The sequence below is a fragment of the Synechococcus sp. SYN20 genome, from assembly GCF_014279555.1.
Taxonomy (GTDB): Bacteria; Cyanobacteriota; Cyanobacteriia; order PCC-6307; family Cyanobiaceae; genus Synechococcus_C.
The window spans coordinates 1,740,387-1,756,530 of record NZ_CP047959.1; the positions used below are offsets into that span (position 1 = coordinate 1,740,387).

General features: G+C 46.2%; 25 protein-coding genes. 11 read left to right on the forward strand and 14 right to left on the reverse strand.

Going from position 1 to position 16,144, the window contains the following annotated elements; all coding sequences use genetic code 11:
• Positions 1–59: 59 nt before the first annotated feature.
• Positions 60–242 (reverse strand): hypothetical protein, encoded by a 183-nt coding sequence (locus SynSYN20_RS09140; RefSeq protein WP_186523160.1) that lies wholly within the window; start codon positions 240–242, stop codon positions 60–62.
• Here SynSYN20_RS09140 and SynSYN20_RS09145 point away from each other — a divergent pair.
• From SynSYN20_RS09145 to SynSYN20_RS09155, 3 genes are all read left to right on the forward strand, one after another.
• Positions 235–462, forward strand: a complete 228-nt coding sequence (locus SynSYN20_RS09145; protein ID WP_186523162.1) for a hypothetical protein — start codon at positions 235–237, stop codon at positions 460–462. The two genes, SynSYN20_RS09140 and SynSYN20_RS09145, sit on opposite strands and share 8 nt — an antisense overlap.
• A gap of 188 nt (positions 463–650) precedes the next feature.
• On the forward strand, positions 651–881 hold the full coding sequence (locus SynSYN20_RS09150; RefSeq protein WP_186523163.1) for a hypothetical protein: 231 nt from the start codon (positions 651–653) through the stop codon (positions 879–881).
• Between the two features lie 129 nt (positions 882–1,010).
• On the forward strand, positions 1,011–1,148 hold the full coding sequence (locus SynSYN20_RS09155; RefSeq protein ID WP_186523164.1) for a hypothetical protein: 138 nt from the start codon (positions 1,011–1,013) through the stop codon (positions 1,146–1,148).
• A gap of 167 nt (positions 1,149–1,315) precedes the next feature.
• On the opposite strand, the gene SynSYN20_RS09160 is transcribed toward SynSYN20_RS09155, so the two are convergent.
• The 6 genes from SynSYN20_RS09160 to SynSYN20_RS09185 form a co-directional block, all read right to left on the reverse strand.
• The gene (locus tag SynSYN20_RS09160) at positions 1,316–1,510 is read right to left on the reverse strand and encodes a hypothetical protein (protein WP_006853133.1); all 195 of its coding nucleotides are present in this window, start codon (positions 1,508–1,510) and stop codon (positions 1,316–1,318) included.
• A gap of 399 nt (positions 1,511–1,909) precedes the next feature.
• Complete coding sequence (locus SynSYN20_RS09165) at positions 1,910–2,083, reverse strand: hypothetical protein (RefSeq protein ID WP_186523165.1); 174 nt, start codon at positions 2,081–2,083, stop codon at positions 1,910–1,912.
• A 1,382-nt stretch (positions 2,084–3,465) separates the two neighbouring features.
• Positions 3,466–3,681: a hypothetical protein gene (locus SynSYN20_RS09170; protein WP_186525728.1), complete on the reverse strand. Its 216-nt coding sequence runs from the start codon at positions 3,679–3,681 to the stop codon at positions 3,466–3,468.
• Between the two features lie 235 nt (positions 3,682–3,916).
• Positions 3,917–4,201: a DUF427 domain-containing protein gene (locus tag SynSYN20_RS09175; protein WP_186523166.1), complete on the reverse strand. Its 285-nt coding sequence runs from the start codon at positions 4,199–4,201 to the stop codon at positions 3,917–3,919.
• 919 nt (positions 4,202–5,120) lie between these two features.
• Complete coding sequence (locus SynSYN20_RS09180; RefSeq protein ID WP_186523167.1) at positions 5,121–5,498, reverse strand: hypothetical protein; 378 nt, start codon at positions 5,496–5,498, stop codon at positions 5,121–5,123.
• A gap of 430 nt (positions 5,499–5,928) precedes the next feature.
• Positions 5,929–6,168 (reverse strand): hypothetical protein, encoded by a 240-nt coding sequence (locus SynSYN20_RS09185; RefSeq protein ID WP_186523168.1) that lies wholly within the window; start codon positions 6,166–6,168, stop codon positions 5,929–5,931.
• A 104-nt stretch (positions 6,169–6,272) separates the two neighbouring features.
• Here SynSYN20_RS09185 and SynSYN20_RS09190 point away from each other — a divergent pair, with 104 nt between their 5' ends.
• Positions 6,273–6,431 (forward strand): hypothetical protein, encoded by a 159-nt coding sequence (locus SynSYN20_RS09190; protein WP_186523169.1) that lies wholly within the window; start codon positions 6,273–6,275, stop codon positions 6,429–6,431.
• A 526-nt stretch (positions 6,432–6,957) separates the two neighbouring features.
• Here the strand turns inward: SynSYN20_RS09190 and SynSYN20_RS09195 are convergent.
• The 4 genes from SynSYN20_RS09195 to SynSYN20_RS09210 all read right to left on the reverse strand — a co-directional run bounded on the left by SynSYN20_RS09195 (position 6,958) and on the right by SynSYN20_RS09210 (position 8,155).
• A complete protein-coding gene (locus tag SynSYN20_RS09195) occupies positions 6,958–7,113 on the reverse strand; it encodes a hypothetical protein (protein ID WP_186523170.1) in 156 nt (51 codons plus the stop codon).
• A gap of 83 nt (positions 7,114–7,196) precedes the next feature.
• The gene (locus SynSYN20_RS09200) at positions 7,197–7,385 is read right to left on the reverse strand and encodes a hypothetical protein (RefSeq protein ID WP_006853144.1); all 189 of its coding nucleotides are present in this window, start codon (positions 7,383–7,385) and stop codon (positions 7,197–7,199) included.
• Between the two features lie 3 nt (positions 7,386–7,388).
• Complete coding sequence (locus SynSYN20_RS09205; protein WP_186523172.1) at positions 7,389–7,730, reverse strand: hypothetical protein; 342 nt, start codon at positions 7,728–7,730, stop codon at positions 7,389–7,391.
• 206 nt (positions 7,731–7,936) lie between these two features.
• Positions 7,937–8,155: a Nif11-like leader peptide family natural product precursor gene (locus SynSYN20_RS09210; protein WP_186523180.1), complete on the reverse strand. Its 219-nt coding sequence runs from the start codon at positions 8,153–8,155 to the stop codon at positions 7,937–7,939.
• 149 nt (positions 8,156–8,304) lie between these two features.
• Here SynSYN20_RS09210 and SynSYN20_RS09215 point away from each other — a divergent pair, with 149 nt between their 5' ends.
• Positions 8,305–9,765 (forward strand): glycosyl hydrolase family 57, encoded by a 1,461-nt coding sequence (locus SynSYN20_RS09215; protein WP_186525560.1) that lies wholly within the window; start codon positions 8,305–8,307, stop codon positions 9,763–9,765.
• Between the two features lie 152 nt (positions 9,766–9,917).
• Here the strand turns inward: SynSYN20_RS09215 and SynSYN20_RS09220 are convergent, their stop codons facing one another.
• Positions 9,918–10,220, reverse strand: coding sequence for a TIGR03894 family protein (locus tag SynSYN20_RS09220; protein ID WP_186523182.1), 303 nt, complete (start codon positions 10,218–10,220; stop codon positions 9,918–9,920).
• Between the two features lie 49 nt (positions 10,221–10,269).
• On the opposite strand from SynSYN20_RS09220, the gene SynSYN20_RS09225 reads away from it, so the two are divergent.
• Positions 10,270–10,647: a DCC1-like thiol-disulfide oxidoreductase family protein gene (locus SynSYN20_RS09225; protein WP_186523184.1), complete on the forward strand. Its 378-nt coding sequence runs from the start codon at positions 10,270–10,272 to the stop codon at positions 10,645–10,647.
• A gap of 949 nt (positions 10,648–11,596) precedes the next feature.
• Here the strand turns inward: SynSYN20_RS09225 and SynSYN20_RS09230 are convergent.
• Positions 11,597–12,406: a prohibitin family protein gene (locus SynSYN20_RS09230; RefSeq protein ID WP_255444220.1), complete on the reverse strand. Its 810-nt coding sequence runs from the start codon at positions 12,404–12,406 to the stop codon at positions 11,597–11,599.
• A gap of 113 nt (positions 12,407–12,519) precedes the next feature.
• Between SynSYN20_RS09230 and SynSYN20_RS09235 the strand changes: the two genes are divergently transcribed.
• The gene (locus SynSYN20_RS09235; RefSeq protein ID WP_186523186.1) at positions 12,520–12,684 is read left to right on the forward strand and encodes a hypothetical protein; all 165 of its coding nucleotides are present in this window, start codon (positions 12,520–12,522) and stop codon (positions 12,682–12,684) included.
• On the opposite strand, the gene SynSYN20_RS09240 is transcribed toward SynSYN20_RS09235, so the two are convergent.
• Positions 12,679–13,035: a hypothetical protein gene (locus SynSYN20_RS09240; protein ID WP_255476224.1), complete on the reverse strand. Its 357-nt coding sequence runs from the start codon at positions 13,033–13,035 to the stop codon at positions 12,679–12,681. The genes SynSYN20_RS09235 and SynSYN20_RS09240 overlap by 6 nt on opposite strands.
• On the opposite strand from SynSYN20_RS09240, the gene SynSYN20_RS09245 reads away from it, so the two are divergent.
• The 4 genes from SynSYN20_RS09245 (at position 13,023) to SynSYN20_RS09260 (ending at position 15,971) form a co-directional block, all read left to right on the forward strand.
• Positions 13,023–13,841, forward strand: coding sequence for an SDR family NAD(P)-dependent oxidoreductase (locus SynSYN20_RS09245; RefSeq protein WP_186523202.1), 819 nt, complete (start codon positions 13,023–13,025; stop codon positions 13,839–13,841). The genes SynSYN20_RS09240 and SynSYN20_RS09245 overlap by 13 nt on opposite strands.
• Positions 13,842–13,922: 81 nt before the next feature.
• Positions 13,923–14,879: an orange carotenoid-binding protein gene (locus SynSYN20_RS09250; RefSeq protein WP_186523204.1), complete on the forward strand. Its 957-nt coding sequence runs from the start codon at positions 13,923–13,925 to the stop codon at positions 14,877–14,879.
• Complete coding sequence (locus SynSYN20_RS09255) at positions 14,869–15,615, forward strand: fatty acid desaturase (protein WP_186525563.1); 747 nt, start codon at positions 14,869–14,871, stop codon at positions 15,613–15,615. Before SynSYN20_RS09250 ends, SynSYN20_RS09255 begins: the two co-directional genes overlap by 11 nt.
• Positions 15,616–15,650: 35 nt before the next feature.
• Positions 15,651–15,971, forward strand: coding sequence for a hypothetical protein (locus SynSYN20_RS09260; RefSeq protein WP_186523206.1), 321 nt, complete (start codon positions 15,651–15,653; stop codon positions 15,969–15,971).
• Positions 15,972–16,144 lie beyond the last annotated feature (173 nt).

A 16,144-nucleotide genomic window follows, 5' to 3' on the forward strand; every position in this document is an offset into this window, starting at 1 on the left:
AGCAGCTAACCAAGAGGAACTGAAACAATGGATCCAGAAGTACGCCAATTGGTGATCGGTCAACTTCTCGTGATCGTGATCCCGGTTGGGACCCTGTTTGCAATCTGGATCAGCATGCTGCGATGGACAGCAAAGCGATAAGGGAAGAGATAAGACAGCTTGCAACTGATGTGGTCCATCAAGACATCCGTTGCCAAACTGCAAACAACGAGCATGCCAATAATCAGAATCGCAATGAACATTCCTAGTGAATTTCAAGCCTTCTCCAACGTCCACGCCATCAGGGATGGCAGCGCTTTCATTAATGTGCTCGGCTGGATGTGGAGCGAGGACAAAGGCATTCAATATCTGGCCTGGGACGGGAGCATCTATTCAGCGAGTTCCATTGACGGAATCAGCCCACAGGCTTCACACCAGATGTATCGAACAGCTAACTCCCTGGAAAAACTTGCGGACCAGTAGGCAGAAGCGCATCAACAAGAAGAAATGCCTGTCAGCTAGATCCCAAAAGGGTTGCAAGGCAAAGGGAAGGGAGCTGTAGGGACTCCGTTGAAAAGCGACAGCTATGCAGCGGTTGATTGGGCACAGAAACCAGGTTTGCAAATTGAAGGCAAGACGTGCCAGAACAAAGGAACGAAAGCCTTTGGCAGATGACCAGCACAGCTCAACGCACGATTCAAGCCACAACAGGCGAAGACATGCTGATTGATGCCTTACGAGGAATCAAAACAAAGCAAGAGCTCATGCTCTTGCAAAGTCGGCTGACCTCGAACCCAGCCAACCCCCCCTTGTTCAATTGGGTTTGCAACTTATTGGTCGAACGCAGGATTTCACGAGGTCTAGCAGCGAGGGTTCTATCCCAATTGCACGAGGATGGGTAGGAAAGCTGAGACCAGAAGCAGGTGGATCCAAAGACTTCTATGTTCCTCCTGCTCGCTGTGAGCACACAACCCTCAAAATCAAATAAATATATAGAATTAACTTGAACGGGGCAGCCCATTCAACAATGCTTGAACTCAACCCAGAAGAACATTTCAGCAGCAAACAAGGTTGAGAAAAATTCGGCTCATCCCTGGGATGCTGAAGACATAAAAGAAAGATTTTTACTAGAAAAAAACGAAGGCTCAGATAGCCTCATATTTTATTGAAAGAGTATTGAAAAAATCAACAATGATTTACTCAAGCAGCCAGACAATCAAAAACCACAACGTATCGAGACCCATCAAACGAACCAAGTCAAACACTTAAAGGTCTGATGCTTGGTTACGACTAAGGAAGTTGATGATGCCAATCCCTGTCGTGCCAAACAATCAAATCAGGCGTTATCCCATTTAATTTTGCCATCAAGGAGTTCCATGAGTTCCTCAAGCTTTTGATTGGTAACACGAACATCTGCTGCATCAGGCATGGTGCCCTCCTCAATGAGCACGTTGTAGTGCTCACGACACATATTGCGCAGTTCCTGTAGGCGCTTCTTCGTAATGGTGCGCTTCTCTTCTGCTGTTGCCATGATTGAATCCTTGACCTAAGCCCAGTCTGCCTTACCGACTGCAGCAGTTGACCAGTCTGAGCCAGTTAGGTCATCAACCTAAAACGGAGACGCATCTCTGCAAAGAGCGTTCAGGTTCATCAAGAAACCCACGAAAGATCAATGGAAAGACTGAAGAAACAAAACTGAAAAGAATGCGTCAAAAGAGACAACCGCTCAGAGAAAACATCAGTCAATCCACAAAGCCAATAAAGAGTTACTTAAAATGAACGCTTAACAAGCAAATGTATACAACAACAAGGTCATCTAAGCGTATTAATCTTAAAAATCAAGCAATTTCGCTAACAATTTCAATGAAACATAGAAAGAACATGCGCAGGGCTTCATCAAGCCGCGCATAAAACAACTGAGTATCGTCTGTCATTGGCCATGACGAGTTGCCCACTTGGCGTGGCGACTGCGACTCTCAATGTCCCAACGACGCCATTCCGTGGAAGAGGCAGGCGTAGCCGATGACATCAAGGCTGGATCTGTCCAATAGTCAGGTGAATCGAGAGTGGATTGATGAATGGGGCAGCAGGGTCCATGGTTCACGGCGGAAAACTACATATTTTCTTCATCATGCTCCCCCGAGCTGCCGATGCGCAATGCCCAGGCGATACAGGGTCACACAGCACTCAACAACCCCCACCACCAGAAACCGACGAGCAAGGAGAGAACGCATGAGCTAACAACGAATTACAGAATTTCTGAAGGGCAAAACAAAGGATGAGCCTGTTCTGATTTCAAGATTCAACGTAAGCTCAAATACCTAATCAAATGGTCGATGCCAGCCCCTCTTCAAAAATACGAATTGTCATCAATGAAGTGGGCTTCGAATGGAGAACTCTCCACCCATGACATCCATAAGCTGCTCAACAAAATGAGTCAGGCACAAGCCTTTGATCGCCAAACCAGGTGCCTGGAGCCAATAGAAAGTCCAAAATAATTAGATCACCAGTGTTCAGAAAGCCGTTCAAACTCTTGGCATAAGCGCATGGAGATCAAATCGAAATTAAATAAAAAATACAGAAACACGTTGGAACAATTAAAAATGCCTTTGTGATCCCAAGGTTAATCAGTAGATTCCACACTTTTATCCCATTAGAGGCCAGCATATCTATAACGCTTAGATCTTGATGTACACGATTGAACACCTGTCCGATGAAAACTGGACACCTGAAGTAACCAGAAAGACAGAGTTCAAAGCATTTGTAGATGCTCGGACAAAATGTATGGCTACGGGAAAGATTTACAGAGTTGTAGACGACAAGCAGAATGTAAGATACACAATCACACTCGATACGTGCAAAAAACAACTTTTTTCAAGTCATTAACAGGTATCTACTCATTGCTGTAAGGCCGGCATAGCCTCTTGAAGCTCACTAGAAGGGTCAGAATCGCTCACTCCACTGGTCAACTGGATCGCCAAAACGGACAATCCAAGAAAAGCCACAATAATAAGTATACGTAAAATCTTTGTTGGAGTCATAAAGAGCAAAAAATTGAATCAATGATAGAACAATTTTAAAACGATAAGACAGCACGTAACCAATCCAATAAGCCAAATTGGGTAAGCACAAAAAAACCGCTCGAAACAAGAGCGGTCATCCGCCAAGTAATCCCCATCACCCGGCCTTTTGCATCACATTGAGATGTGATGAGCAAATAATAGTGACGACTCTTACCAACAGAGCGTGGGTATCGATTTACTCAAGATTATGACTACGTTGTGTGAAGCTATAGAAGGGAACAATAATCAAGGAGCATGGCGTTCGCACCAACGAATAACAAGTTGGTGGCGAATGCAGCACGAAATAAACTCACTAGCGAAATCCAAGACAATGCAACAACAAATCAGCTCGCCCAGGAGCACATAATGTAAACATAGCTCATAAAGTTAATCAGTTGGAAGCTTACGCAAACAGGACAAACAATCAAATAGATACAATTGAGTATTCTATTCTCTCATCTGAGCAGCATAAATCGCCATAAAAGCGCTCTAGCTCATCATAAGCGCTATCGTAACAACTGAACTGTAGCTTAGTGATCGCATCTTCCTGAAGATCATCACGAACAATGCGGTACAAAGGAACACTTACGTTCAACTTTTTGAAATCAGGTTCTAAAGCTTCAAATGATTCGTTTTCCATATAAGCACACAATGAAAAAATCATTATAGGTCAGCAATAGAGAATGGACAGGATTGCAAACAAAATAGTCAAACTAAAAGCAATTAGTACGTTCGTCAAAGAATACGATCCACTATGACTAATAGAATAGAACCATGAGCAGAGCGAAGCAATATTCTTAGTACATATCAAAACCAGTAAAAAGTAAATTTATGGACCACCATTTCTTGCTAAAAACAAATGTAGCTCATATCCATCAAGATATGATGATGCCCTTTCCGGAATAGAAAGCAACCCGATAACGGATGGCTTCTGCGTCAGGCTTTGGTGTCTCATAGCTCCAAGCCACATTGGTAATAATCTGATCATCAGCAATCAAGTCCCAGTAGCGCGCCTTACCCTTCCAACCACACACCGTTGTGTGTCGAGAATCGCGAAAATATTGGTCGTAGATTGCTTCACGAGGGAAATAGGGATTTCCATCCACATAGACAATATCGTTGCTTTCAGCAAGAATGGTGTCGTCAAAAACTGCTTTCATGGAGAATAGTCTTTTGACCATATTAAGTAGCGATGCGCTGAAGTGTGAACATTGCCGTCATGCATCGAGTAAATCGAAGAGAAAGTAGGTAACGACTAACCAATAGAATGAAGTGGAGACAGCAAATGCTATTGAAAGTGAATCAGTCTCTATTAATGTCAAATCTGATAAAAATGTTTTATTCATAAAAGGCATCTAAAGGACAAAGCAAAAGCCACAAAAGGATGGACTAAAACGAAACAAAAACTAGATAGTCAAACCTATCAGTTCTCGCCACAAAAAATTTATTATAGAGAATAGAAAAATCATCGATTCAACCCAAACAATAAAAGTAAAGCTGGTAGGCATGTCATCAAGATCAAAAGATGAAGCATTGCTCCAAGTCTTTATTCTCTGCAAGAATCTATTTCGATCTGAAAAGGAATAGGTGCAAAACGGGCACAATGCCCCGATGCTGACCTAGACCATGGATAACTGAGTCAATCCAGTGGCCTTTCTCAGCAGAATCTGCGCAACATCTAAGGGTTCAACAATCGATGCCGTTGGAAATGGGAAATATCGAGTTTGTGACAAGCAATTCACATGCTCAGAGGTTGATGGGTTATGGAAAGCTTATGAAATTCTAAGAACTCAGGAGCAACGCGTGAGCTGATAGATGTGTGGCCATCTATGCATTTGAATAGACGGCCACATAAACCAAGCGATTAAGGCAGCAACAATCACAAGAGCAACAAAAGACAACGACTTTCCACCCAGCTTTAGGGTCGTGGAAACAGTCTAAAAAGCTTTTTAGGTTAAAAGCGGAGTCTGAAGAGAGCGCTTCCAAACTCCATACTTTGTAAACCCATGAAAGAACCATTCAGTTCATTGTTGCTTTCAAATAACAATAAAAATCCAATAAAAAAGTAGTCACCATAGATTAGTAACATGCATCACCTTGCTTGAGCTTATAAGCAGCTTCAGGATATGCATTCTTCCAAATAACACAATTCTTCTCTTCTTGAGACAAACTTGTAAATTTATTAGAGGGAGAGGTAGAAGCAGTTTGTTTCTCTTTTTTTCGTAATTGTTTAACGTTCTCTACTTGAGGATTGGGAACATTTGGAATTTCAATATCAGGAGATTTCTCACTCAAATAAGGTCTAGAGTCATTGTCACTAATTTCCTTAGGTGAATCCAGCTGGATTTTACTGTTCAATGTGTTTCCAATCAAAAGTGAGCCAATAAAGAAGCCAATCAAAGAGAAACCAATTCCAACTACTAATTCTAGCTTCTTCAATTGACGTAATTTTTTCATCAAATTTCACCCATTACGTTATCAATATAGTAAAGATGGATTAGTTTTCAACCAAAACAATAGTCAAAAATTAATGCCGACTCGCAAAAATAAGCGAAACCACTTAGAGATGGATGAAATCGCGTCGCGTGAAGAGTCAAAGTCAAGTTAGCTATCAAAACACGAATAAATACACTCAATATTAGATGTGATTAAAAATTCATGACTTTATTCGCAAACAATAAAAATGTCATCAGACCCGATCAAAAATAAGTGAAAAATGCACAACTTATAAGAGAAAGGAATAGTTCAAAGGCTGTGTTAAAAATGAATCAGAAATTGGTATGAGGCTTTGCAATAAGTGAGCGACTCAGCCTTGCGCTCCTCAAAATCGAGCTAACACTAAATTTTCCAAAAGCAGAGGCATTTGAGTCGCCACACTCAACACTGATCAGCTGTGACGACCGAGTGGTTCAATCCAGTCCACGAGAACCTCCCGATGATGCAGCCAGCGCTTCGAGACACGGCACCCGAGATTGACTTGACCTTCATCCATAAGACGACCCAAACGAATGGCAGCTGCTTCTTCAGGCCGAGTAAATGTCTGCAGATGATCAGTAAGCCAAGTGACCTCATCTTCCGTAATCACACCAGTGGAAAGGGTTTCGAGCACGAGTTCGCCAACAGTCATGAGCTTTGTAACGATTTCGTTACAACTTGGCGCCTCTATTGGCCAACCGTGGCCCGCAGTCTCCGTAAAGAGTTTTTAAAGTAGCGAGATCAAAAGGCATTTTCATGCAAGCAACTCTTGCTCAGCAGTTCGAAACCGAGTCAATTAAGCGACAAATTGACGCCACGACTGACGTTGTGGCTCTTCAAGAGCTAGCGAGGCATCTCGCAGATCTCTATCTCAAGCAACGTGTTGCCACTGCTTGGGTGATTGCTAACAAATGATCCTTCATTTTCCTTGCCTGAAAGAAAGGCTCTAATCCATTCCACGATTAATTCAATTTTGAGCTGATTTTTAAACCTACATATCAAAACGAGTCTTCGATTTCATCATATCCAAGTGGTCCCATTAAATATTTAAAACAAGATTCTCAAAAGCTATAAGTATCGCAATCCTTATCGGTTCAGAACGTATATACTATAAAAATTTAATTTCAAACATCCAGCTCGATTAAGCCATTACACAATACCTGCAACCTTGAAAGCATTCTTAATTAATCATCTATTTTTTATTCAGCCTTGTTTGATACTATGATGATTTGTTAGTCTCATTGTGATGCCAGATCACATGTAAACCCTTCGCTTGAACGAGCGGCCTCCGATAAAAAGGCTCAAAGATGGTGAGGTGCTTAGCCCTCGAGTGGCTTCCACTGGTGGAAAACCACCACTGGCTCTATGAAACTCCCTTTGATCAACAGAATGTGACCACTGCTTCTCTACTCACACTGAGGAGATCATCCCGTTGCCAATTTCAAAGTTGAAACACGGTACCCAGCACACTTGCTGGATGCTCAAACTTTTCTGCAGTTCGACGCTCGAGTTGGGCAATCATCACGAGATGAGCCGTAGTGCGAATCGCTGAAAGCAGCGCTAAGCCAATACAAAGCGGACAGTGCGTCAAAGTCATGAACCCAATCTTGGAGCCAGTTCATGCCTCTGGCCCCATTCGTTGCTATTTCTTGACTTAATGGGCGATTCGGCTGGTCATGATCAGAAGCGACAACCCACTTCATGGATTAAGTCGATGCTGTTGGGCCATCGTCGAATGTGCTCGTAAAACTCCATAGCAAGGATGCGGGCCTCCCAAGCGTCTGATGCATAGAAACAAGCCTCCTGCTTGCTGCCATCAGACATCTTGTAGCGAATCGTGAAATGCTTGTAGTGACTGAAATAAGCCATCGGTTAAGCCACCAATTCGTGATCAGTTTGGATCGCAGTCGATCCAGAGCGGTTCATGATGCAAACCATCTCATCCAAAGGGTTGAGGACTCTCGCAGATTGTCCTTCCTGCTGGCTGAGGGCATGAGCAGCCCAAAAGGCCACGATTTCAGTTGTTCTGGCTCCATGATCCGTCCAGCCGGAAGAGCTCAGTTCTTGAATTCTGTACATCAATGACGTTTCGTATGTACTCAACTTATGCACCCAACCTGCAAAACATGGTGCAAACCACGCACATACATCAGAAGTCTTCGGGATCACGGATGATTCATGTGGTGATAAAGACAAATAACGGCGATTTTTCAAGCTTTCAGCACATTCAAGGGAATAACAGACGACGTACAGAACTCCTCCAGCATGGATACAACAGACCAATAAAAAGGCCGTAACCCCCCGGCCACTGCCCACGAGACGCATTCATTGGACTTGATCTAAGCCCTTCCCATCGGGCTCTTTCGTTATGGCGCATGCCATCTCTCAGAAACATCAGTGTTTGTACTCAGCAGCTTCACTCAATAACGGTGTGGGTATTCACCAGGATGATCGATACGAACAACCCGCATCCCTGTCAGTGACTTGCCAGATAGCAACAGGAGCTCACTTCCTGAAACGGCGTAACCAAGCTCCTGAGCGATCATCGCAACCTCAGCTGCTGTCATTGCTGACTGGACGCGGCTTTGCAACCGAGCATCGCGTTGCAAGTGTTCCAAAAATGAATGGAGAGCGCTCAAAACAGATAGCCCATGCCCCTTGTCTCCGTTAGTGAATCACGAAAGGAAACCACAATGAGACCCCATGCAAACGAAACCCAAGAACAGAAATGAGCTGCTGAATCGATCGTGACATGACGTCCAAGCCTCGATGGAGTACGAATCAAGCCATGACACAACACCAATCTCCAGCAATCGCTGGCCGAGAAACCGATCTGCATTCCCTTTTGCAAAATCGCGAGCCTGTCTGGATCCAGCACACAAATCTGCGGCTTGAGGGGATCCGCTCAGCGTTCGCCTGTGCGCTGCACATGCATCAGCCAACAATCCCGGCAGGCAGAAGCGGAGAACTGGTTTCCCATCTGCAATACATGGTTGAGAACCAGGGAGAGGGCGACAACCACAACGCGGAACCCTTCGCCCAGTGCTACCGACGCATGGCTGATCTCATACCGCAGCTGATCAGCGAAGGATGCAATCCCCGGATCATGCTCGATTATTCCGGCAACCTCCTCTGGGGAGTTCACCAGATGGGGCGTAAAGACATCACAGACGCGCTGCGCTATCTCGCCTGTGATCCAGACATGCAACGCCATGTGGAATGGCTAGGTACGTTCTGGAGCCATGCGGTGGCTCCATCCACACCAATTCCCGATCTCAAGCTTCAGATCAGTGCTTGGCAGCACCAGTTCGTTGATCTTTTCGGCGAGGACGCGCTCAAACGGGTGAAAGGGTTTTCACCCCCCGAAATGCATCTTCCAAACCACCCAGATACTCTTCATGCCTTCATCCAGGCTCTTCTTGATTGCGGTTACAGCTGGTTGATGGTTCAAGAACACAGCGTAGAAAACCCGGATGGCTCACCTCTTAGCCATGCACAGAGGTACCTCCCCAATCAACTGGTCGCAAGGAGCTCAACAGGAGACACCGCAAGGATCACTGTATTAATCAAGACACAAGGTTCTGACACCAAACTGGTGGGCCAAATGCAGCCCTATTACGAGGCGCTCACCCTTGAACAACAACCGCTTGGAAGCAGGCACATTCCATCAGTGGTGACGCAAATCGCTGATGGCGAAAACGGGGGGGTGATGATGAATGAATTCCCGGAAGCGTTTCTTCAAGCGCACCGCAAAGCGCGCCAGCAGAACCCAGTGGGAGAGGGGCACACCCAAACGGTGGCAATCAACGGAAGCGAATGGCTTGAGCTTCTCGAACAGGCAGGAGTAACGGCGACCGATTTCCCCGAAGTGCAGGCGGTGCAGCAGCACCGGCTATGGCAACAGGTAGGAAACGATTCGAATCGTGAGACTGTCAACGCCGCAATCGAAGAACTCAAAGCCAATAACAATGGCTTCTCAATGGAGGGGGCCTCTTGGACCAACAACCTCAGTTGGGTTGAAGGGTACGACAACGTTTTGGAGCCGATGAACCAACTCAGCGCAGCCTTTCATCAACGTTTCGACCAGCAGACAGAAGAAAATCCATCGTTCACGAAGGATGAGAGATATCAAAAAGCACTTCTGCACCTGCTTTTACTGGAAACAAGCTGCTTTCGCTATTGGGGCCAAGGCACGTGGACTGAGTACGCCCGCAACATTCACAGCCGAGGGAAGGCTTTGCTGAACTAACGCACGTAACGAGTTAATCGCCAATAGAAAGCCCTGCAACACAGATGTTGCAGGGCTTTCTTGCCCCTTGGAACAGCCCATGCATAGGGACTACAAAATCAAGGCCAAAAAATGCTCGATCGGCTGATGCTGATCAAGCATTCCTTTTCTGCTTAACCGGCAGCACGCGAGCGACGACGCACCACGCGACGGCCATCCGGTGTTTGCTCCACCTCCGACTCGCTGTCAGCACTGGTTGTGACATCTTTGCCCTCAGGTTCGTTTTCGGGCGGTTCTTGCTCTGCAATAAGCCCAACAACAACTGCAGCCTGAATTTGATCAGACAGATCGCCAATCACCATCAGTGCCTTGAGGGTGAGCTCCAAACGAGATTCACGAGGCAAGCCAGGGCGGAGCTTCTTGACAGACCCCCACAGTTCCTGTCCGACCTCTTTGAGTAGCTCCTTGTCCGCCATCTAAATTATTGTCAATCACATCAACTTACCGAACGAACGGTTGGAGGGGTTGCTGAAAACGCTGGTTTACGACGGTGGCTGTCCTTTTTGCGAAGCATTTGCCCTGCGCAGCGAACTAAAAGGTGGCATTCCAGATCTACTGATCCGAGACGGAAGGCTCGACCATGAACTTCGCAATGACTTGCGTCGACGGGGATTCAATTTGAGTCAAGGGGCCGTGTTGATCGACGGGGATCAGATCTGGCATGGAAGCAAAGCTATCTCTGTTCTCTGTAGTCAACTCAAACCAAGCGATCCTTTGTTGGCTTTACTGAACGGACTCTTTGGTAATAGCAAACGAGCCAGTTTTCTATACCCGGGGTTGCTCGCAGCCCGTCAATTAGCGCTCACACTAAAAGGACTACCTGTAGACCCAGATCGTGCTTGAGCAGCTTGACAGCGCTGCTCCTCAAGATCCATTTGATATGAGAACTCGCGAATCTCTGCCTGCATCTCCAAGAGCATGACCACGAGTGATTGAGCAAGTTCCCTGCTGAAACTATTCTGCATGGCTGAAGCTCGATACAGGTCAAGACTCTTCTAAGTGACTTGAACGACCGTTCGTGGACAAGGTGAGCTTGCTGTTACACAGCTCAATGCTTTTTAATTCAATGGCGATGTAGCTCCAGTAAAAAAGGGCGCGGACATCGCACGAAAAGATGAAATAAAAACACCCGCTAACCTCAACAACTGCTCAAGCCGACTCTCTCTTCACACCGAATTCGAGTAATACAATTCAAAAACTGGCAAGATCAACCATTGTCTTTTGAAGACAATCTCAAGCCAGGCTCAAATTTTGTCTTGATTCCTACAACAACAGACCATGCTGCGAAGGAGTTTGCTTCGGAAGCTGAAACCGTTCTGGCGAGCGTTGTGGCACAACCCGATAGCGAACACGCACTTGAGTTTTGGATGCACAATGCGTGAGCACACCCAGGAGCAACACTACGAAAACACCCCTCACCACACGACGATTCACCCACTCACCTCATATTTCAGGGTTAAAGATCAAACAAAACCACCAATGGTGACTTGAAGCAGGTTATTCAAACAAACCTGGTACTCGACATTTTAAAGGTTTTTCAGCAAGAAAAAAGCGAACATATTGCTCGAGGCCGTTCTTCATCGAAAATAAAGAGCATCGCTGTGTGCACATGACAGATTTCAAGAAAACATACAATAAATACAATTTCTACATCCTGCGATAAGTTATACCTTCAACGCAAGACCTCAAGAAAGACCCAAGGCTTCAACAATTTGAATCAATAAAATGAAATTCACAAAAGATTTGCAACATTCATTTTATTGATGTTTTAGCCAATAGACCAGCTAAGTGACTATTTGCGTGATCCAACGATTACGGAAGGCATCCCACCATTGGTGCCAGGCAAACCAGGAACAACTTGAGTCATACCGTCCCACTTATCAAGGAATAATTTGTACAACACACGATCATCAAGACTTTTGTTCAAAGTGTCGTAGCGCAAAGCCTCTTGCTCAGCAATAAGAACCTCGGTTTGAGCCCTGAGAAGTTGTTGCTCAGCAATCTGTTTCTGCTCAATCGCTGCACGATATTCTTCGGCTATTTCTAGTCCAGTGAGATCAAGGCCTAACACCTTGACGTAGTCAAATTGATCAAGCTCATCAGCAACCGTTTCTGCTACAAGAGTCGAAATATCATTCCACTCAGATGCGATTGTGACCAATTCATATTGAGAAAACACAGATTTGAGTGCTTTCAGCAAGGAAGGCTGAATAATTCGAGGATAAATATCACGATCACTGCTCGCAATCGTGCTGTAAGCACGACCAGCTTGATCGGCACGCAACGCATATTTGATTGTGGCCGTGGCCTCAATCACCTGCAAATCCTTTGTCAGAGTTGCAAAATTTTCAGGGCGAACCTGGGTGCGAACACTGAAAGGCCAAACCTGCTGCACCAGGGGAAGCTTGGTGTTCAAACCAGGCTGGCGTGACGAGCCACTGACCTTGCCAAGTGTTGTCACAACAGCAACTTCACCAGCTGGCACCACAAATAAAGCCTGAGAAAGCAACAACAAAGCAGCTAAGACGAGACCAAGGATCGCGACCAGTCCTCCTTCAGGCCCTCCTGGGGTCACCGAACGCATCTGAGATGGGGTCTGCATAGGAAATGTTGTCCGCTAGAACTTTTCTGACCCTTCTCTAGCGAAAATGTGCGGTCATGAGGCGATGATCGTGCTCAAAATGCCACAGTGACATTGGAATCGACTGGAGAACGATGTCCCAGCGATTCACCGTTTTTTTCAAACTCACGGGTGAGAGTGTCGGCTCCATCACAGTGTTTGCCTCAGACCATGCAGCAGCTTGGGCTGCAGCTCTTGATGAATTCGGATCTCGAACCATCTCCGTCGTTCGAACCGCTGACGACGACAGTGCCCTATGAGCGCCGATTAAGCGACGCTTTCCATTGGTCCCATAACTTTTGCTGCCAGGGAGTGACATCCGTTGGAATCCGTTCGGCAGATGTTCTCTGCACTTGATCCAGTTGCTCGAGTTCACTGCGCAATTGACGCAGGATCGGGATCAGGGCTAGCGCGGCAAGCAACCCAGCGATCAACATGATCGGCAACAAGATGGGCAGCAACGCCACCATCACCACCAATCCCAAGCCAATCACAAGACCAGAAATAAGTTGTTGCTGCCAACGAGGTCGCGTGCGACCTGGAAGCTGTTTCATGACATCGCTGTCAGCCTGTGCGCACTCTTCCATATCAAGGCTGGATGACCAAGCCACAACGCACCGTCTTGATCACAGGGGCATCCAGCGGGATTGGTAAAGCAACCGCTCAACTCCTCCTCCTTCATGGGTGGAAGGTCATCGCGGCAGCACGGAGAGCTGATGCGATGACTGATCTTTGCGCCTCAGGTGCCAAAGTCTTTCCCCTCGACATCACGGACATCCAATCAAGGCAATCCCTTGTCACGCATGTCCATGAACAATTTGGAGTTCTTGATGCCCTTGTGAACAATGCAGGGTTTGGAGAGGTAGGGCCGATCGAAACCATGCCAATACAAACAGCTCAGAGTCTTTTTGAGGTAAACGTCTTCGGGCTCATCGGTCTCACCCAAATGCTTTTGCCGGAGATGAGGAAGCATGGCAAAGGGCGAATCATCAATGTGTCATCGATTGCCGGACGATTTGTGACCCCTGGGTCCGGCTGGTATGCAGCAAGCAAGTATGCGCTTGAGGCCCTTAGCGACGCCTTGCGTCTTGAGCTTCATCAATTCGGAATCCAAGTCGTCATTGTCGAACCAGGCTTAATTGCCACCGGCTTCGAAAATGTCGCTAAGGCATCCATGATTGAAGCCCAAAGCGATCCGGCTTGGACAGCAATGATGAGAAAAGTGGAGCAAAACTGGATGGAAGGGTTTAGGCGTGCCTCTCCAGCAGATGTCGTTGCTAAAACCATCAGAAAAGCCCTTGAGGCTCGCGCACCGAATGCGCGTTATCGATGCGGCCACCGTTCGGAATCTGTCGCTATTCAAAAATTGCTCCCCACCAATGTGTGGGACAGCATCATTCGCAGCCAAATGATTTAGCTCCTACCAAATCAACGACTCAAGCGCGACCCCAACGATACAGAGTGTTACACTGTCTTCATCTTCAGGCGCGGTACTTCCATGTTCACGATCGATAAGGCCGCGCAGATATTCCCAGATACACGTACAGCAGATGCCGTCCCGGCCATCACTGCCCGCTACAAGTTGCTAAGTGCAGAGGATCAACTCGCCCTCATCTGGTTCGCCTATCTAGAGATGGGACGCACGATCACTGTTGCTGCTCCGGGTGCCGCACGAATGGCAATCGCACAGCCAACACTCGATGAAATTACTGGGATGGGTTTCAGCGAGCAAAGCCGCGTGATGTGCGACTTAGCTGGAAAAGTGGATGCTCCTATCTCTACGCGTTATGCGTTCTGGTCGATCAACGTAAAGCTCGGTTTCTGGTATGAACTTGGCGAACTGATGAATCAAGGGAAAGTCGCACCGATTCCCGAAGGTTATAAATTGTCTTCCAACGCCAACGCTGTTCTTGAGTCCGTCAAGAAAGTTGAGCAAGGCCAACAAATCAGCATTCTGCGAAATTTTGTTGTTGACATGGGTTTTGACCCTGACAACGATGATTCAGCGATTGTCTCCGAACCGATCGTTGAGCCCACACCTGCAGAAGCTCGCGTAAAAGTTTTCATTCCTGGAGTCTTGAATCAAACGATTCTGGATTACATGGAACTACTCAATTCCAACGATTTTGACGGTCTGATTAAATTGTTCTTATCTGATGGTGCTCTCCAACCACCATTTCAAAGGCCCATCGTTGGAACAGATGCCATTCTCAAGTTCTTCAAGCGGGACTGTCAGAACCTAAAACTGTTGCCTCAAGGTGGTTACGGAGAACCCACAGATGGTGGTTTTAATCAAATTAAAGTCACGGGACAAGTTCAAACTCCTTGGTTTGGAGGAGAAGTTGGCATGAATGTTGCCTGGCGTTTCCTGCTAGACGAAAACGATAAGATCTATTTTGTTGCCATCGATCTCTTGGCATCACCAGCCGAACTCCTGAAACTTGGTGGTAGCTGAATCTGATCAGCAGCGTGATCTCGGATTAGTGTTCGCAGCAGTAATCACAGCGATTTGGCTCATTTCACTCGTGGGATGCCTTTCGTTAAATCTTGATTTACTGCCGATCTCAGCATTAATCCCTCTTGTTTTATTGAGAACATTTGTACAGACGGGATTGTTCATCATCGGCCACGACGCTATGCATGGAACCCTCTCACCAAACCGTTCTAAATTAAACAACTTCATTGGTACTGCTTCCCTCATTCTTTATGCGGGTCTTAGTTATCAACGATGCAAGAGCAATCACGATCTTCATCATTTAAAGGCTGAAACCGAACGAGACCCTGATTATCTCAATCACCCAGACCATTCAGCCTTGCGCTGGTTCTGGGACTTTCTCAGGCGGTACATGAGTGTTAGACCGCTCACGATTTTGATTTCGTGTTGGTTGGTCCTTATCACTCTCATTCCGTCAACAGGCCAACAAGCCATTTTATCGGTCACGCTTTTCTGTACTCTTCCTCTGATTTTGAGCGCTCTGCAGCTCTTTTTCGTAGGCACTTGGTTTCCCCACCACCTCAACAAGAACAATCCTCATCGTCAAACACCTAGAAGTCTGACGGTTCATCCATTGCTCTCGTTCGCAGCTTGCTATCACTTTGGATACCATCGCGAACATCACCTATCACCGTCCACACCCTGGTTTGATCTTCCGCGTCTGCGTCAACGATCCCCATTGAGTCAGACGGCCTGAACCACCGGCTAACACCAACCCTTTTGATTCTCGTCATGACGCAAGTTGACTGGCCTTCCACCGAAACAGAGATTGCTCGTAAAGCCTTCCTCAAAGGCAACGAGCGCGCTGTGACCGTTTTGATTAGTGCCATCCAAAACAAGAGTCAGTCTCTGAACTCACTCGAATCTGTTTGCTCACTTCACGACTATCTCAGTACGGAGAGATTCGCGTTAGAAGGAAGAATGGATTTCAACTACGACACCATTCTCTTCTCACTAGCTGAAATGATGAAAAGAGATCTGATCGAAGCCAATGATCTTCAGGGATTAGACCCCAAAAAAGTTTCAAAGATCAAAGCAATGTCTCTCTTTTAGATTTCCAATCAATTGAAGCGATTTAATTGATAAAAAATATTACTAAAATATTGTTTTTCTCGAACATTTGCTGAAGCTCAGCATCACTAAACTGACACTTATTCAAATACTATAAGTTACTAACTTGCAAATTTGGTTCTTCACTAGTTTCAGGTGAAGGACCTTTTTCAAGT

Coding starts and splice junctions, on each gene's coding strand:
- SynSYN20_RS09145 (WP_186523162.1), top strand. CDS start 235: ATGAACATTCCTAGTGAATTTCAAGCCTTCTCCAACGTCCACGCCATC.
- SynSYN20_RS09140 (WP_186523160.1), bottom strand. CDS start 242: ATGTTCATTGCGATTCTGATTATTGGCATGCTCGTTGTTTGCAGTTTG.
- SynSYN20_RS09150 (WP_186523163.1), top strand. CDS start 651: ATGACCAGCACAGCTCAACGCACGATTCAAGCCACAACAGGCGAAGAC.
- SynSYN20_RS09160 (WP_006853133.1), bottom strand. CDS start 1,510: ATGGCAACAGCAGAAGAGAAGCGCACCATTACGAAGAAGCGCCTACAG.
- SynSYN20_RS09170 (WP_186525728.1), bottom strand. CDS start 3,681: ATGGAAAACGAATCATTTGAAGCTTTAGAACCTGATTTCAAAAAGTTG.
- SynSYN20_RS09175 (WP_186523166.1), bottom strand. CDS start 4,201: ATGAAAGCAGTTTTTGACGACACCATTCTTGCTGAAAGCAACGATATT.
- SynSYN20_RS09180 (WP_186523167.1), bottom strand. CDS start 5,498: ATGAAAAAATTACGTCAATTGAAGAAGCTAGAATTAGTAGTTGGAATT.
- SynSYN20_RS09185 (WP_186523168.1), bottom strand. CDS start 6,168: ATGACTGTTGGCGAACTCGTGCTCGAAACCCTTTCCACTGGTGTGATT.
- SynSYN20_RS09190 (WP_186523169.1), top strand. CDS start 6,273: ATGCAAGCAACTCTTGCTCAGCAGTTCGAAACCGAGTCAATTAAGCGA.
- SynSYN20_RS09195 (WP_186523170.1), bottom strand. CDS start 7,113: ATGACTTTGACGCACTGTCCGCTTTGTATTGGCTTAGCGCTGCTTTCA.
- SynSYN20_RS09200 (WP_006853144.1), bottom strand. CDS start 7,385: ATGGCTTATTTCAGTCACTACAAGCATTTCACGATTCGCTACAAGATG.
- SynSYN20_RS09215 (WP_186525560.1), top strand. CDS start 8,305: ATGACACAACACCAATCTCCAGCAATCGCTGGCCGAGAAACCGATCTG.
- SynSYN20_RS09220 (WP_186523182.1), bottom strand. CDS start 10,220: ATGGCGGACAAGGAGCTACTCAAAGAGGTCGGACAGGAACTGTGGGGG.
- SynSYN20_RS09230 (WP_255444220.1), bottom strand. CDS start 12,406: ATGCAGACCCCATCTCAGATGCGTTCGGTGACCCCAGGAGGGCCTGAA.
- SynSYN20_RS09235 (WP_186523186.1), top strand. CDS start 12,520: ATGTCCCAGCGATTCACCGTTTTTTTCAAACTCACGGGTGAGAGTGTC.
- SynSYN20_RS09245 (WP_186523202.1), top strand. CDS start 13,023: ATGACCAAGCCACAACGCACCGTCTTGATCACAGGGGCATCCAGCGGG.
- SynSYN20_RS09250 (WP_186523204.1), top strand. CDS start 13,923: ATGTTCACGATCGATAAGGCCGCGCAGATATTCCCAGATACACGTACA.
- SynSYN20_RS09260 (WP_186523206.1), top strand. CDS start 15,651: ATGACGCAAGTTGACTGGCCTTCCACCGAAACAGAGATTGCTCGTAAA.